The sequence below is a fragment of the Silvania confinis genome, assembly GCF_025564085.1.
In the GTDB taxonomy this organism is placed as follows: Bacteria; Pseudomonadota; Gammaproteobacteria; order Enterobacterales; family Enterobacteriaceae; genus Enterobacter; species Enterobacter confinis.
In genome coordinates, this window is record NZ_JAMGZJ010000063.1 from 48,103 (window position 1) to 62,699 (window position 14,597).

General features: G+C 56.1%; 13 protein-coding genes and 1 pseudogene. 11 read left to right on the top strand and 3 right to left on the bottom strand.

Annotated elements, in window-relative coordinates; genetic code table 11:
* Positions 1-11: 11 nt before the first annotated feature.
* Both rpmH and M8013_RS23590 read right to left on the bottom strand, forming a co-directional pair.
* Positions 12-152, bottom strand: a complete 141-nt coding sequence (rpmH, locus tag M8013_RS01985) for a 50S ribosomal protein L34 (protein ID WP_002220736.1) — start codon at positions 150-152, stop codon at positions 12-14.
* Between the two features lie 229 nt (positions 153-381).
* Positions 382-432: pseudogene (locus M8013_RS23590) on the bottom strand (hypothetical protein); the annotation flags it as partial.
* A 322-nt stretch (positions 433-754) separates the two neighbouring features.
* Here M8013_RS23590 and dnaA point away from each other — a divergent pair.
* From dnaA to M8013_RS02040, 11 genes are all read left to right on the top strand, one after another.
* Complete coding sequence (gene dnaA, locus M8013_RS01990) at positions 755-2,155, top strand: chromosomal replication initiator protein DnaA (protein WP_271266159.1); 1,401 nt, start codon at positions 755-757, stop codon at positions 2,153-2,155.
* 4 nt (positions 2,156-2,159) lie between these two features.
* Entirely contained in the window at positions 2,160-3,263 is a 1,104-nt protein-coding gene (gene dnaN, locus M8013_RS01995) for a DNA polymerase III subunit beta (RefSeq protein WP_271266160.1), read from the top strand.
* A complete protein-coding gene (recF, locus tag M8013_RS02000) occupies positions 3,263-4,336 on the top strand; it encodes a DNA replication/repair protein RecF (protein WP_271266161.1) in 1,074 nt (357 codons plus the stop codon). Before dnaN ends, recF begins: the two co-directional genes overlap by 1 nt.
* A gap of 28 nt (positions 4,337-4,364) precedes the next feature.
* Complete coding sequence (gene gyrB, locus M8013_RS02005) at positions 4,365-6,779, top strand: DNA topoisomerase (ATP-hydrolyzing) subunit B (protein WP_271266162.1); 2,415 nt, start codon at positions 4,365-4,367, stop codon at positions 6,777-6,779.
* A 163-nt stretch (positions 6,780-6,942) separates the two neighbouring features.
* Positions 6,943-7,755 carry a sugar-phosphatase gene (gene yidA, locus M8013_RS02010; RefSeq protein ID WP_271266163.1) on the top strand — a complete coding sequence of 271 codons (813 nt, stop codon included), beginning with the start codon at positions 6,943-6,945 and terminating at the stop codon, positions 7,753-7,755.
* A gap of 225 nt (positions 7,756-7,980) precedes the next feature.
* Complete coding sequence (gene dgoR, locus M8013_RS02015) at positions 7,981-8,670, top strand: D-galactonate utilization transcriptional regulator DgoR (protein WP_271266164.1); 690 nt, start codon at positions 7,981-7,983, stop codon at positions 8,668-8,670.
* Positions 8,667-9,545: a 2-dehydro-3-deoxygalactonokinase gene (locus tag M8013_RS02020; protein WP_271266165.1), complete on the top strand. Its 879-nt coding sequence runs from the start codon at positions 8,667-8,669 to the stop codon at positions 9,543-9,545. The genes dgoR and M8013_RS02020 overlap by 4 nt, the downstream gene beginning before the upstream one ends.
* Positions 9,529-10,146: a 2-dehydro-3-deoxy-6-phosphogalactonate aldolase gene (locus M8013_RS02025; protein WP_271266166.1), complete on the top strand. Its 618-nt coding sequence runs from the start codon at positions 9,529-9,531 to the stop codon at positions 10,144-10,146. Before M8013_RS02020 ends, M8013_RS02025 begins: the two co-directional genes overlap by 17 nt.
* Complete coding sequence (gene dgoD, locus M8013_RS02030) at positions 10,143-11,291, top strand: galactonate dehydratase (RefSeq protein ID WP_271266167.1); 1,149 nt, start codon at positions 10,143-10,145, stop codon at positions 11,289-11,291. Before M8013_RS02025 ends, dgoD begins: the two co-directional genes overlap by 4 nt.
* Positions 11,292-11,460: 169 nt before the next feature.
* A complete protein-coding gene (locus M8013_RS02035) occupies positions 11,461-12,798 on the top strand; it encodes an MFS transporter (RefSeq protein ID WP_271266168.1) in 1,338 nt (445 codons plus the stop codon).
* A 51-nt stretch (positions 12,799-12,849) separates the two neighbouring features.
* Positions 12,850-14,076, top strand: a complete 1,227-nt coding sequence (locus M8013_RS02040; RefSeq protein WP_271266169.1) for a YidR family protein — start codon at positions 12,850-12,852, stop codon at positions 14,074-14,076.
* On the opposite strand, the gene M8013_RS02045 is transcribed toward M8013_RS02040, so the two are convergent.
* Complete coding sequence (locus M8013_RS02045) at positions 14,077-14,409, bottom strand: YceK/YidQ family lipoprotein (RefSeq protein WP_271266201.1); 333 nt, start codon at positions 14,407-14,409, stop codon at positions 14,077-14,079.
* Positions 14,410-14,597: the final 188 nt, after the last annotated feature.

The following is a 14,597-nucleotide window of genomic DNA, read 5'->3' on the forward strand; positions in this document are numbered from 1 at the left end:
GGTTAGCTTAATTACTTGGAAACGGTCAGACGTGAACGGCTTTTAGCACGACGACGTGCCAGAACCTGACGACCATTTTTAGTAGCCATACGAGCACGGAAGCCGTGTGAACGGTTGCGCTTCAGTACAGACGGTTGAAAAGTGCGTTTCATGGCGATTTCTACCTAAACTTGAATAAATTCAATGGCTTTTTAAGGAGTCCGAACGAATAACGAACGATGGACGCCGAAGCCATGGGTGATTAAAGAGGCCGGATTGTAATAATTGTACACTCCGGAGTCAATTCTCTTTCCTTATTTCCTGCGTCTTTCCGCACCTTTTCGCGCGTAAAATAAGCAGTGCCAGACACAGGAATTCGACTCCCACGCGCCGGGTGGAGGATTATACGGGCTCCTGGTTAAAGCGCAAGGATCGTCCCGGATCTTCGTTAGATCATTTAAGCAAAAATGGGGGCGTTACTCATTAATTTTTCCAATATGCGGCCTGAATCGTAGGGCCCCTCCATCAGGATCGATTACACTTATCCGGTTTCGGATCCTCCTGTGGATAAAACGGGAAGAAACTGTGAGAAACACAAGATCTCTGGCTCAGTTTAGGCTATGATCCGCGGTCCCGATCGTTCCCCAGGATCCTGAACGGGTAAAAACCGCCGATAGCGGTTCGCACGTCACCCTTAAACGCCGGGTCTTTTCGACGTGTGTCTACAATCATGACTATTCAATAGCTTTCTTTTTATGTTCGAGTGGAGTCCGCCGTGTCACTTTCGCTTTGGCAGCAATGTCTTGCCCGATTGCAGGATGAGTTACCAGCCACAGAATTCAGTATGTGGATCCGCCCGTTGCAGGCGGAACTGAGCGATAACACGCTGGCTTTGTATGCGCCAAACCGTTTTGTGCTCGATTGGGTCAGGGATAAATACCTCAATAACATCAATGGACTGCTAAACGAATTTTGCGGTACCGAAATCCCACAACTGCGTTTCGAAGTGGGCACCAAACCGGCTCCCCAAACCCTGAAAACGACCGTTAACGTTGCCGCTGCACCTGCGCAAACCGCGCAGGTTTATATGCCACGCGTTGCGCCTGCGCCGCGCTCTGGCTGGGACAACGTTCCGGCCCCAGCGGAGCCGACCTATCGCTCCAACGTTAACCTCAAGCACACGTTCGATAACTTCGTTGAAGGTAAGTCGAACCAGCTGGCGCGCGCGGCGGCCCGTCAGGTCGCTGATAACCCTGGCGGTGCGTATAACCCGCTGTTCCTTTATGGCGGCACCGGTTTAGGTAAAACGCACCTGCTGCATGCGGTGGGCAACGGCATCATTGCGCGTAAGCCGAATGCGAAAGTGGTGTATATGCACTCCGAACGCTTTGTGCAGGACATGGTAAAAGCCCTGCAAAACAACGCGATCGAAGAGTTTAAACGCTACTACCGTTCCGTTGATGCGCTGCTGATCGATGACATTCAGTTCTTTGCTAATAAAGAACGATCCCAGGAAGAGTTTTTCCACACCTTCAATGCCCTGCTGGAAGGCAATCAGCAGATCATTTTGACTTCGGATCGCTATCCTAAAGAGATCAACGGGGTTGAGGATCGTCTGAAATCACGCTTTGGTTGGGGCTTGACAGTGGCGATCGAGCCGCCGGAGCTGGAAACCCGCGTGGCGATCCTGATGAAAAAAGCTGACGAAAACGACATTCGTCTGCCGGGCGAAGTCGCCTTCTTCATCGCCAAGCGTCTACGCTCTAACGTGCGTGAGCTCGAAGGCGCACTGAACCGCGTGATCGCCAACGCCAACTTTACCGGCCGGGCGATTACCATCGATTTCGTGCGTGAAGCGCTGCGCGATCTGCTGGCGCTGCAGGAAAAGCTGGTCACCATCGACAATATTCAGAAGACGGTGGCGGAGTACTACAAAATTAAAGTGGCAGATTTGCTGTCCAAACGTCGTTCCCGCTCGGTGGCGAGACCGCGTCAGATGGCGATGGCGCTGGCAAAGGAATTAACCAATCACAGTCTGCCGGAAATCGGCGATGCGTTTGGTGGCCGTGACCACACTACCGTGCTGCACGCCTGCCGTAAGATCGAGCAGCTGCGCGAAGAAAGCCACGACATTAAAGAAGACTTCTCCAATTTAATCAGAACATTATCATCGTGATGCTATGAAATTTACCGTTGAACGTGAACACTTATTAAAACCGCTGCAACAGGTGAGTGGCCCATTAGGCGGCCGCCCTACGCTGCCTATTCTCGGTAACCTGCTGCTGCAGGTTGCAGAGGGTACGCTGTCGCTGACCGGTACCGATCTTGAGATGGAAATGGTCGCTCGCGTGACGCTGACTCACCCGCATGAAGCGGGCGCGACGACGGTTCCGGCACGTAAGTTGTTTGATATCTGCCGTGGTCTGCCGGAAGGGGCAGAAATCGCCGTGCAGCTCGAAGGCGATCGGATGCTGGTGCGTTCTGGCCGCAGCCGCTTCTCGCTCTCTACGCTCCCGGCCATTGACTTCCCGAATCTGGACGACTGGCAGAGTGAAGTTGAATTCACCCTGCCGCAGGCGACCATGAAACGCCTGATTGAAGCCACCCAGTTCTCGATGGCGCATCAGGACGTTCGCTACTATTTAAACGGCATGCTGTTTGAAACCGAAGGCGAAGAGCTGCGTACCGTCGCGACCGACGGTCACCGTCTGGCGGTGTGCTCGATGCCGATTGGCGTCACGCTGCCGAACCATTCGGTGATCGTGCCGCGTAAAGGTGTGATTGAGCTGATGCGTATGCTCGACGGCGGCGAAAACCCGCTGCGCGTGCAGATTGGCAGCAACAATATCCGCGCCCATGTCGGTGACTTTATCTTTACCTCTAAGCTGGTTGATGGCCGTTTCCCGGATTATCGCCGCGTGTTGCCGAAGAACCCGGACAAAACGCTGGAAGCGGGCTGTGACATCCTTAAACAGGCGTTTGCCCGTGCGGCGATCCTCTCTAACGAGAAGTTCCGCGGTGTGCGTCTGTATGTGAGCGAAAACCAGATTAAAATCACCGCTAACAACCCGGAGCAGGAAGAGGCCGAAGAGATCCTCGACGTCACTTACGCTGCGGGCACCGAAATGGAAATCGGCTTTAACGTCAGCTACGTGCTGGATGTGCTGAATGCGCTGAAGTGCGAGAACGTTCGCATTCTGCTCACTGACTCCGTTTCAAGCGTACAGATTGAAGATGCTGCGTCTCAGTCGGCAGCCTATGTTGTTATGCCAATGAGACTGTAATGTCGCTGACCCGCCTATTGATCCGCGACTTTCGCAATATCGAAAGCGCGGATCTTGCCTTATCCCCCGGCTTTAACTTCCTGGTTGGCGCCAACGGCAGTGGCAAAACCAGCGTGCTGGAAGCCATCTATACCCTCGGCCATGGCCGGGCATTTCGCAGTTTGCAGATTGGTCGCGTCATTCGCCACGAGCAGGAAGCCTTTGTGCTTCACGGCCGTTTACAGGGTGAAGCGCGTGAAACCGCCATCGGCCTGACCAAAGACAAGCACGGCGACAGTAAGGTGCGCATTGACGGCACCGATGGCCATAAGGTGGCCGAGCTGGCGCTACTGATGCCGATGCAGCTGATCACCCCCGAAGGGTTTACTTTACTCAACGGCGGCCCCAAATACAGAAGAGCTTTCCTCGACTGGGGTTGCTTTCATAACGAAGCGGGTTTTTTTAACGCCTGGAGCAACCTTAAACGCCTGCTCAAACAGCGTAACGCCGCGTTGCGACAGGTCACCCGCTACGCCCAGCTGCGGCCGTGGGATAAAGAGCTTATCCCGCTGGCGGAGCAGATCAGCCGCTGGCGCGCCGAATACAGTGCAGGCATCGCCGAAGACATGGCCGACACCTGCAAACAGTTTTTGCCGGAGTTTTCTCTCAGTTTCTCCTTCCAGCGTGGCTGGGAGAAAGAGACCGACTATGCCGAGGTGCTGGAGAGAAGCTTCGAGCGCGATCGCATGCTGACCTATACCGCGCATGGCCCGCACAAGGCGGATTTCCGCATTCGTGCTGACGGTGCGCCGGTTGAAGATACTTTATCGCGCGGGCAGCTCAAGCTCCTGATGTGTGCGCTGCGCCTGGCGCAGGGGGAGTTTCTCACCCGTGAAAGCGGGCGACGCTGCCTGTATCTGATTGATGATTTTGCCTCGGAACTTGACGATGCGCGGCGCGGGCTGCTGGCCAGCCGCTTAAAAGCCACGCAGTCGCAGGTTTTCGTCAGCGCCATCAGCGCTGAGCACGTAATGGACATGTCGGACAAAAATTCGAAGATGTTCACCGTGGAAAAGGGTAAAATAACGGATTAACCCAAGAAAAAATGAGCGAGAAACGTTGATGTCGAATTCTTATGACTCCTCCAGTATCAAAGTCCTGAAAGGGCTGGATGCGGTACGTAAGCGCCCGGGTATGTATATCGGCGATACGGATGACGGCACCGGTCTGCACCACATGGTATTCGAGGTTGTGGATAACGCTATCGACGAAGCACTCGCGGGTCACTGTAAAGATATCGTGGTGACGATCCACGCCGACAACTCTGTCTCCGTGACCGATGATGGTCGTGGGATCCCAACCGGTATTCACCCGGAAGAGGGTGTCTCTGCAGCGGAAGTTATCATGACCGTGCTGCACGCAGGCGGTAAATTCGATGATAACTCCTATAAAGTTTCCGGCGGCCTGCACGGCGTAGGCGTGTCAGTGGTTAACGCCCTGTCGCAGAAGCTGGAACTGCTGATCCGCCGCGAAGGCAAAGTACATCAGCAAACCTACGTCCACGGCGTACCTCAGGCACCGCTGGCGGTTACCGGTGATACCGACGCGACCGGGACTCAGGTCCGTTTCTGGCCAAGCCATGAAACGTTCAGCAACGTGGTGGAATTCGAATACGAGATCCTGGCCAAGCGCCTGCGCGAGCTGTCGTTCCTGAACTCCGGCGTCTCTATCCGCCTGCGCGACAAGCGCGACGGCAAAGAAGACCATTTCCATTACGAAGGCGGCATCAAGGCGTTCGTTGAGTATCTGAACAAGAACAAAACGCCAATTCACCCGAATATCTTCTATTTCTCCACAGAAAAAGACGGAATCGGCGTGGAAGTGGCGCTGCAGTGGAACGACGGTTTCCAGGAAAACATCTACTGCTTTACCAACAACATTCCCCAGCGTGATGGCGGTACCCACCTTGTAGGCTTCCGTACGGCGATGACCCGTACCTTGAACGCCTACATGGACAAAGAAGGCTACAGCAAAAAAGCGAAAGTCAGCGCTACCGGTGACGATGCCCGCGAAGGCCTGATTGCCGTAGTGTCCGTGAAGGTGCCGGATCCGAAGTTCTCCTCTCAGACCAAAGATAAACTGGTCTCTTCAGAGGTGAAAACGGCGGTTGAACAGCAGATGAACGAACTGCTGAGCGAATACCTGCTGGAAAACCCGTCTGACGCGAAAATCGTGGTCGGCAAAATTATCGATGCGGCACGTGCCCGTGAAGCGGCACGTCGTGCCCGTGAAATGACCCGCCGTAAAGGCGCGCTGGACCTGGCAGGCCTGCCAGGCAAACTGGCTGACTGTCAGGAACGCGATCCGGCACACTCCGAGCTGTACTTAGTGGAAGGGGACTCAGCGGGCGGCTCTGCAAAACAGGGGCGTAACCGTAAGAACCAGGCGATCCTGCCGTTGAAAGGTAAAATCCTCAATGTCGAGAAAGCGCGCTTCGACAAAATGCTCGCGTCTCAGGAAGTGGCAACGCTTATCACTGCGCTGGGCTGCGGCATCGGCCGCGATGAGTACAACCCGGACAAGCTGCGCTATCACAGCATCATCATCATGACCGATGCGGACGTCGACGGCTCGCACATCCGTACGCTGCTGTTGACCTTCTTCTATCGTCAGATGCCAGAAATCGTTGAGCGCGGCCATGTCTACATTGCCCAGCCACCGCTGTACAAAGTGAAGAAAGGCAAGCAGGAACAGTACATTAAAGACGACGAGGCGATGGATCAATATCAGCTCTCTATCGCTCTGGATGGCGCGACCCTGCATGCAACTGAAGGGGCACCAGCCCTGGCAGGCGAAGGTTTAGAGAAGCTGGTTTCTGAATACAACGCTACGCAGAAGATGATTGGCCGCATGGAGCGTCGCTTCCCGCGCACGCTGCTGAAAGCGCTGGTCTATCAGCCGACGTTGTCCGAAGCCGATCTCAGCAGCGAGCAGGCGGTCACCCGTTGGGTGAATACCCTGGTCAGCGATCTGAACGAGAACGAGCAGCACGGCAGCCAGTGGAAGTTCGACATCACTGAAAATACAGAACTGCAGCTGTTCGAGCCGGTTATCCGCGTCCGTACCCACGGTGTCGATACCGACTATCCGCTGGATCAGGAGTTCGTGACCGGTGCGGAATACCGCCGTATCTGTACGCTTGGTGAGAAGCTGCGCGGCCTGATCGAAGAAGATGCCTTCATCGAACGTGGTGAGCGTCGTCAGCCGGTTGCCAGCTTCGAGCAGGCGCTGGAGTGGCTGGTGAAAGAGTCCCGTCGCGGTCTGTATATTCAGCGTTATAAAGGTCTGGGCGAAATGAACCCAGAGCAGCTGTGGGAAACCACCATGGATCCAGAAAGCCGCCGCATGCTGCGCGTGACCGTTAAGGATGCCATTGCTGCCGACCAGCTGTTCACCACCCTGATGGGTGATGCTGTAGAACCGCGTCGCGCCTTTATCGAAGAAAACGCCCTGAAAGCGGCGAACATCGATATTTAACGTAACCCTCGACGTTGCAGGCCCGGTAAGCGTTAGCGCTACCGGGCTTTTCTTTGCCCGCAAAAGAGGAATCCTGCTTCCCCTTTCTATCCCCCTTTTCTTTACTGTTTTTTGAGCGGAATCGCGTTAGCATGAGGAAAGACTCATTCCAACCGGGGATCCCATGGCTATCAAACTCATTGCAATCGATATGGACGGCACGCTGCTGCTGCCAGACCACACCATTTCTCCAGCCGTTAAAAACGCGATTGCTGCTGCGCGTGCGCAGGGCGTAATTGTGGTGCTGTGCACCGGTCGTCCGTACGCAGGCGTGCACAGTTACCTGAAAGAGCTGCACATGAATGAGCCGGGTGATTACTGCATCACTTACAACGGCGCGCTGGTGCAGAAAGCGGCCGACGGCAGCACGGTGGCGCAAACCGCGCTGAGCTATGACGATTACCGGTATCTGGAACAACTCTCCCGCGACGTGGGTTCTCATTTCCACGCACTCGATCGCAACACGCTGTACACCGCCAACCGCGATATCAGCTACTACACCGTGCATGAATCTTTCGTTGCCACTATCCCGCTGGTGTTCTGTGAAGCGGATAAAATGGATCCGGCGACCCAGTTCCTGAAAGTGATGATGATTGATGAGCCAGAGATCCTGGACAAAGCCATTTCCCGCATCCCGGCGGAAGTAAAAGAGAAATATACCGTGCTGAAAAGTGCGCCGTACTTCCTCGAAATCCTTGATAAACGCGTCAATAAAGGCACCGGCGTGAAGTCGCTGGCCGATGCTCTGGGGATCGCGCCAGAAGAGATCATGACCCTTGGCGATCAGGAAAACGACATTGCGATGCTGGAATACGCAGGCTTAGGCGTGGCGATGGAAAACGCGATCCCGTCGGTGAAAGAGGTGGCCAATTTCGTCACCAAATCTAACCTCGAAGACGGCGTAGCTTACGCGATTGAGAAGTTTGTTCTGCGTTAACAGTTCGTGAATTCATCGGCCCCGGTTATCAACCGGGGCTTTTTTTTGCCTTCAGATTATTGAATTGTTCTTTTTGTGATCTGGATTGTAGTACAACACATATAAGTTGTACTACATTGCGACCATAGCATTAACGAATGACTTCACGTTTGTACTGCAAAAGTGAGGTGAAATTCAGCGGTCGCGGTAAAGTAGGGATGGACACACAGAGCACAAGGACTCTCCATGACTCTCAATAAAACCGATCGCATCGTCATCACCCTGGGAACCCAGATTGTTGGCGGTAAATATGTTCCCGGCTCGCCGCTCCCTGCAGAGGCGGAGCTGTGTGAAGAGTTCGAAACGTCGCGCAACATCATTCGGGAAGTATTCCGCTCGCTGATGGCGAAGCGGCTGATAGAAATGAAGCGTTATCGTGGCGCCTTTGTCGCCCCACGTAACCAGTGGAACTACCTCGATACCGATGTGCTGCAGTGGGTGCTGGAAAACGACTATGACCCACGGCTGATCGGCGCCATGAGCGAGGTGCGAAATCTGGTCGAGCCGGCGATAGCCCGCTGGGCAGCAGAGCGCGCAACCTCTGGCGATCTGGCACACATTGAGGCGGCGCTCAACGACATGATCGCCAATAACCAGGATCGCGATGCCTTTAACGAAGCGGATATCCGCTATCACGAGGCGGTGCTGCAGTCGGTGCATAATCCGGTGCTGCAGCAGCTCAGCATCGCGATCAGCTCGCTCCAGCGAGCAGTATTTGAACGAACCTGGATGGGTGATGAGGCCAACATGCCGAAGACGCTCCAGGAACATAAAGCGCTGTTCGATGCGATACGGCATCAGGACAGCGATGCGGCAGAGCAGGCGGCGTTAACCATGATCGCCAGCTCAACACGAAGGTTGAAGGAAATCACATGACATCTCGCTACATCGCTATTGACTGGGGATCGACCAATTTGCGCGCCTGGCTTTATCAGGGCGACAAATGCCTGGAGAGCAGGCAATCGGAAGCAGGCGTTACGCGTCTGAACGGTAAGTCCCCGGAAGCGGTGTTAGCAGAAGTGACTCAGGGCTGGCGCCAGGGCGCCACGCCGGTGGTGATGGCGGGAATGGTCGGCAGCAATGTCGGCTGGAAAGTGGCACCTTATCTGCCGGTTCCTGCCCATTTCTCTGCCATTGGCGAACAGTTAACGTCCGTTGGCGACAATATCTGGATCATTCCGGGTCTTAGCGTCTCTCGTGACGACAACCACAATGTGATGCGCGGCGAAGAGACGCAGCTGCTCGGCGCGCGCACCCTTTCCCCCTCTTCGGTGTATGTGATGCCTGGAACGCACTGCAAATGGGTGCGTGCCGATGCTGACCAGATCCACGATTTTCGCACGGTGATGACCGGTGAGCTGCACCATCTGCTCCTGAATCATTCGCTGGTTGGCGCAGGATTGCCGGAGCAGGAAAGCGCTGCAGAGGTCTTCTGTGCCGGGCTTGAGCGCGGTCTCGCCTCGCCTGATGTTCTGCCGAAACTGTTTGAAGTTCGCGCCTCACACGTGCTGGGAAGCCTCCCGCGTGAGCAGGTCGGCGAGTTTTTATCGGGCCTGCTGATTGGCGCTGAAGTCGCCAGTATGCGCGACTTTGTTGCGGGTGAGCAGGCCATCACCATTGTTGCAGGCTCCTCGTTGACGTCGCGCTATCAGCAGGCGTTTCGCGCCGCCGGGCGTGACGTGGCGACGGTGGCCGGTGACACGGCATTTCAGGCAGGTATAAGGAGCATCGCTCATGCAGTGGCAAACTAAACTCCCGCTGATCGCAATTCTGCGCGGCATCACCCCCGACGAAGCATTGGCCCACGTTGGCGCAGTGATCGACGCCGGGTTCGACGCGGTTGAAATCCCGCTCAACTCCCCCGAATGGGAGAAAAGCATTCCCGCCGTGGTGGATGCTTTTGGCGATAAAGCGCTGATTGGCGCGGGCACCGTACTGAAGCCGGAGCAGGTGGATCAGCTCGCCAGCATGGGCTGCAAGCTCATTGTTACGCCTAATATTCAGCCAGAGGTGATCCGTCGCGCGGTGGCGCATGGCATGACCGTCTGCCCGGGTTGCGCCACGGCCACCGAAGCCTTTACTGCTCTCGATGCAGGTTCGCAGGCGTTAAAAATATTCCCGTCTTCGGCCTTCGGCCCGGATTACATCAAAGCGCTGAAAGCCGTGCTTCCTGCGGATGTTCCGGTCTTTGCCGTCGGCGGCGTCACGCCAGAAAACCTGGCGCAATGGATTGAGGCAGGCTGTGTGGGTGCCGGACTGGGCAGCGATCTGTATCGCGCCGGGCAGTCGGTTGAACGTACCGCTCAGCAGGCTGCGGCATTTGTTAAGGCATATCGAGAGGCAGTGAAATGAAAATTACCAACATCACCACGTACCGTTTACCTCCGCGCTGGATGTTCCTGAAAATCGAAACCGACGAAGGCGTGGTTGGCTGGGGCGAACCGGTGATTGAAGGCCGCGCGCGCACCGTCGAAGCGGCAGTCCATGAGCTGAGTGAATACCTGATTGGTCAGGATCCGGCCCGCATCAATGACCTGTGGCAGGTGATGTACCGCGCTGGCTTTTACCGTGGCGGCCCGATCCTGATGAGCGCTATCGCCGGTATCGATCAGGCACTGTGGGATATCAAAGGCAAAGTCCTCAATGCCCCGGTCTGGCAACTGATGGGCGGGCTGGTACGTGACAAAATCAAGGCGTACAGCTGGGTCGGCGGCGACCGTCCGGCAGAAGTGATCGACGGCATCCAGAAGCTGCGTGAGATCGGTTTTGACACCTTCAAGCTGAACGGCTGTGAAGAGATGGGCATCATCGACAATTCTCGCGCGATAGACCGGGCGGTGAATACCGTGGCGCAGATCCGTGAAGCCTTCGGCAACGACATTGAGTTTGGTCTCGATTTCCATGGTCGCGTCAGCGCGCCGATGGCGAAAGTGCTGATCAAAGAGCTGGAACAATATCGTCCGCTGTTTATCGAAGAGCCGGTGCTGGCCGAGCAGGCGGAGTACTACCCGAAACTGGCGGAGCAGACCCATATTCCTATTGCTGCGGGTGAGCGTATGTTCTCGCGCTTTGAGTTCAAACGCGTGCTTGAAGCGGGCGGTATCGCCATTCTGCAGCCGGATCTCTCCCACGCAGGCGGGATCACCGAATGCTACAAAATTGCCGGAATGGCAGAGGCCTATGACGTGGCGCTGGCCCCACATTGCCCGCTGGGACCGATCGCGCTGGCTGCTTGCCTGCACGTGGACTTTGTTTCCCGCAATGCCGTGTTCCAGGAACAGAGCATGGGGATTCACTATAACAAGGGCGCGGAGCTGCTCGACTTTGTGAAAAACAAAGAAGATTTCAATATGGAAGGCGGTTTCTTTAAACCGTTAATGAAGCCGGGCCTTGGCGTGGATATCGACGAAGCCAAAGTTATCGAGCTGAGTAAAAATGCGCCGGACTGGCGTAATCCGCTGTGGCGTCATGAGGATGGCTCTGTAGCCGAATGGTGATGTCCGTCATACTTCGCGCCGCAGGTGCGTTGGCTGCGATTGCGCACCCCAGTCACTTACTTATGTAAGCTCCTGGGGATTTGCAATCTTGCCGCCTTCCTGCGACGCGAATTATTTAGGACATCCATCTCTATAAAAAATCAAATACACCCTCTGTAATTTACAGGGCATGGTGAGTGGCCTCGCTATGCCCAAAATCTGGAGACAGATTGCGATGGATATTCCAGTTACTACTGCAAAAACGGGGCGTCGCCGTTACCTGACGCTGGTTATGATCTTTATTACGGTGGTCATCTGCTATGTTGACCGCGCCAACCTGGCCGTGGCATCGGTCCATATTCAGGAAGAATTTGGCATCACCAAAGCGGAGATGGGTTACGTCTTCTCGGCGTTTGCCTGGCTTTATACGCTCTGTCAGATCCCCGGCGGCTGGTTCCTGGACCGTATGGGCTCACGCCTGACCTATTTTATCGCCATCCTCGGCTGGTCTGTGGCGACCCTGTTCCAGGGTTTTGCTACCGGGCTGATGTCGCTGATTGGCCTGCGCGCCATCACCGGGATATTCGAAGCGCCGGCCTTCCCGACCAACAACCGCATGGTGACCAGCTGGTTCCCGGAGCATGAGCGAGCTTCTGCCGTCGGGTTCTACACCTCCGGTCAGTTTGTCGGCCTCGCGTTCCTGACGCCGCTGCTGATCTGGATCCAGGAGCTGCTGAGCTGGCACTGGGTGTTTATCGTTACCGGCGGGATCGGCATTATCTGGTCGTTTATCTGGATTAAAGTGTATCAGCCGCCGCGTCTGACCAAAGGCATCAGCACAGCCGAGCTGGACTACATCCGCGACGGTGGTGGCCTGGTGGATGGCGATGCGCCGGTGAAAAAAGAGGCGCGTCAGCCGCTGACCAAAGCCGACTGGAAGCTGGTGTTCCACCGTAAGCTGGTGGGCGTTTATCTGGGGCAGTTTGCGGTTACCTCGACGCTGTGGTTCTTCCTGACCTGGTTCCCTAACTACCTGACGCAGGAGAAAGGCATTACCGCGTTGAAAGCGGGCTTTATGACCACGGTGCCGTTCCTGGCCGCGTTCGTTGGCGTACTGCTTTCCGGTTGGCTGGCGGACAAGCTGGTGAAAAAGGGCTACTCCCTCGGCATTGCGCGTAAAACACCGATTATCTGCGGGCTGCTAATCTCCACCTGCATCATGGGGGCGAACTACACCAACGATCCGGTGTGGATTATGACCCTGATGGCGGTTGCCTTCTTCGGTAATGGCTTTGCCTCAATTACCTGGTCACTGGTGTCGTCGCTGGCGCCGATGCGTCTGATCGGCTTGACCGGTGGGGTGTTTAACTTCGTTGGTGGACTGGGTGGGATCACCGTTCCGCTGGTGATTGGTTATCTGGCGCAGGACTATGGTTTCGGCCCGGCGCTGGTCTACATCTCCGCGGTGGCCCTGCTTGGCGCGCTCTCCTATATCCTGCTGGTGGGCGACGTCAAACGGGTAGGCTAATCTCCTGCATTGCTATACCCTGATGCGACATCCGCGCATCAGGGTATCCTCATGAAACAAATCACCTTCGCTCCTCGCCACCACCAGTTAACCAACACCCGTACCTGGACTGCCGACAGCCGCTGGCTGGCGTTTGACGTCCGTCCGTCCGGGGCGTCATTTACCGGCGAAACCATTGAGCGTGTCAATGTTGAAAGCGGCGACGTCGAGGTGATTTATCGCGCCACTCATGGTGCGCACGTCGGTGTAGTGACCGTCCATCCTGCCGATGACAGGTACGTGTTTATTCGCGGCCCGCAATTCCCGGATGCGGACTGGCAATATGATTTTCACCATCGTCAGGGCGTCATTGCCGCTCAGGGTCAGGTGCGCAATCTTGATGCGATGGATATCACCGAACCCTTCACCCCGGGCGCGCTGCGCGGCGGCAGCCATGTCCATGTCTTCAGTCCTGACGGGCAGTTTGTTAGCTTTACCTATAATGACCATGTGTTGCACACCCTGGATCCGAAACGGGATTTACGCAACGTGGGCGTTGCCGCGCCCTTTGGGCCGGTGACGCCTGCCGGCCATCATCCACGTGAATATGCCGGAACACACTGGAGCGTGCTGGTCAGCCGCACGACACCGGAGCCGACGCCAGGCAGCGATGAGATCAACCGCGCCTATGAAGAGGGCTGGGTTGGCAACGACCGGCTGGCCTTTATCGGCGACACCCTGTCGGTGGGTGGTGAGAAAGTGCCGGAACTGTTTATTGTCGATCTCCCGCAGGATGAGCAGGGCTGGAAACGGGCGGGCAACGCGCCGCTCGAGGGCACTTCTGCGAGCCTGCCCGCACCGCCAGCAGGTGTTGCACAGCGCCGGTTAACCTTTACCCACGATGCCCGCTTCCCGGGATTGCTGAACGCGCCGCGCCACTGGGTACGCAGCAATCCGCAGGCGAGCGCGATCGCATTTTTGCTGCGTGACGATAAAGGCGTGGTGCAGATTTGGCTGATTGCACCGGACGGCAGCCAGCTCCGTCAACTGACGCATAACGAGAGTGACATTCAGTCGGCCTTTAACTGGCATCCGGCGGGGCATTCACTGGGGTTTGTGCTGGATAATCGTATTGCGCGCTGCGATGCAACATCGGGGACGGTGACGTATCTGACGTCCGATCATGGCAATCCACCGTCCGGTGATGCTGTGGTCTGGTCCCCGGATGGACGTTATCTGGCCTGGATGGAAGAGGTCGACGGTTTCCGCCAGCTGTGGGTGACGGAGACCGGGCAGTAACTAGCGGGCGGGCATGTCAGCGGGCGGGATCACGGCGTTGGTTGCCAGCGTCTCCTGCTCGCTTTGCTCCACGCGGGAGCGCACGGATTTATCGGTGCGGAACAGATCCCACGGCAGCAGGAGCGTGTCGACAACGGCGGTAAACGGCATATCCAGCATCACCAGGGATTTGGTGCCCCAGTTCGTGCCGTCATCTGTCAGCATGTTCGCGCTGGCGCGCGTTCCAGGATATGTTCCTTCTTTGCCGCCAGTGTGAGACATCACGCTCGAACACCCGCAAAGCACAACTGCTGCGCTGAACGTCGTCAGCTTTATCAGAACATTTTTCATTATTTGTCAGTCATCATCAATGGCTCGGGACCGGCCTGCTCCCCGGTTTATAACGGGCCATGCTCAAAATGAATAGTTGAAAAGTACCGCTCTGTGGCACCCATCGCATTTTAACCCTTTGTGCTGTAGACCCAGTCTATGCCAGTCACTGCAAAGTGCAAAAATTTCTCGTTAACCTGCTCTTGAAAAGA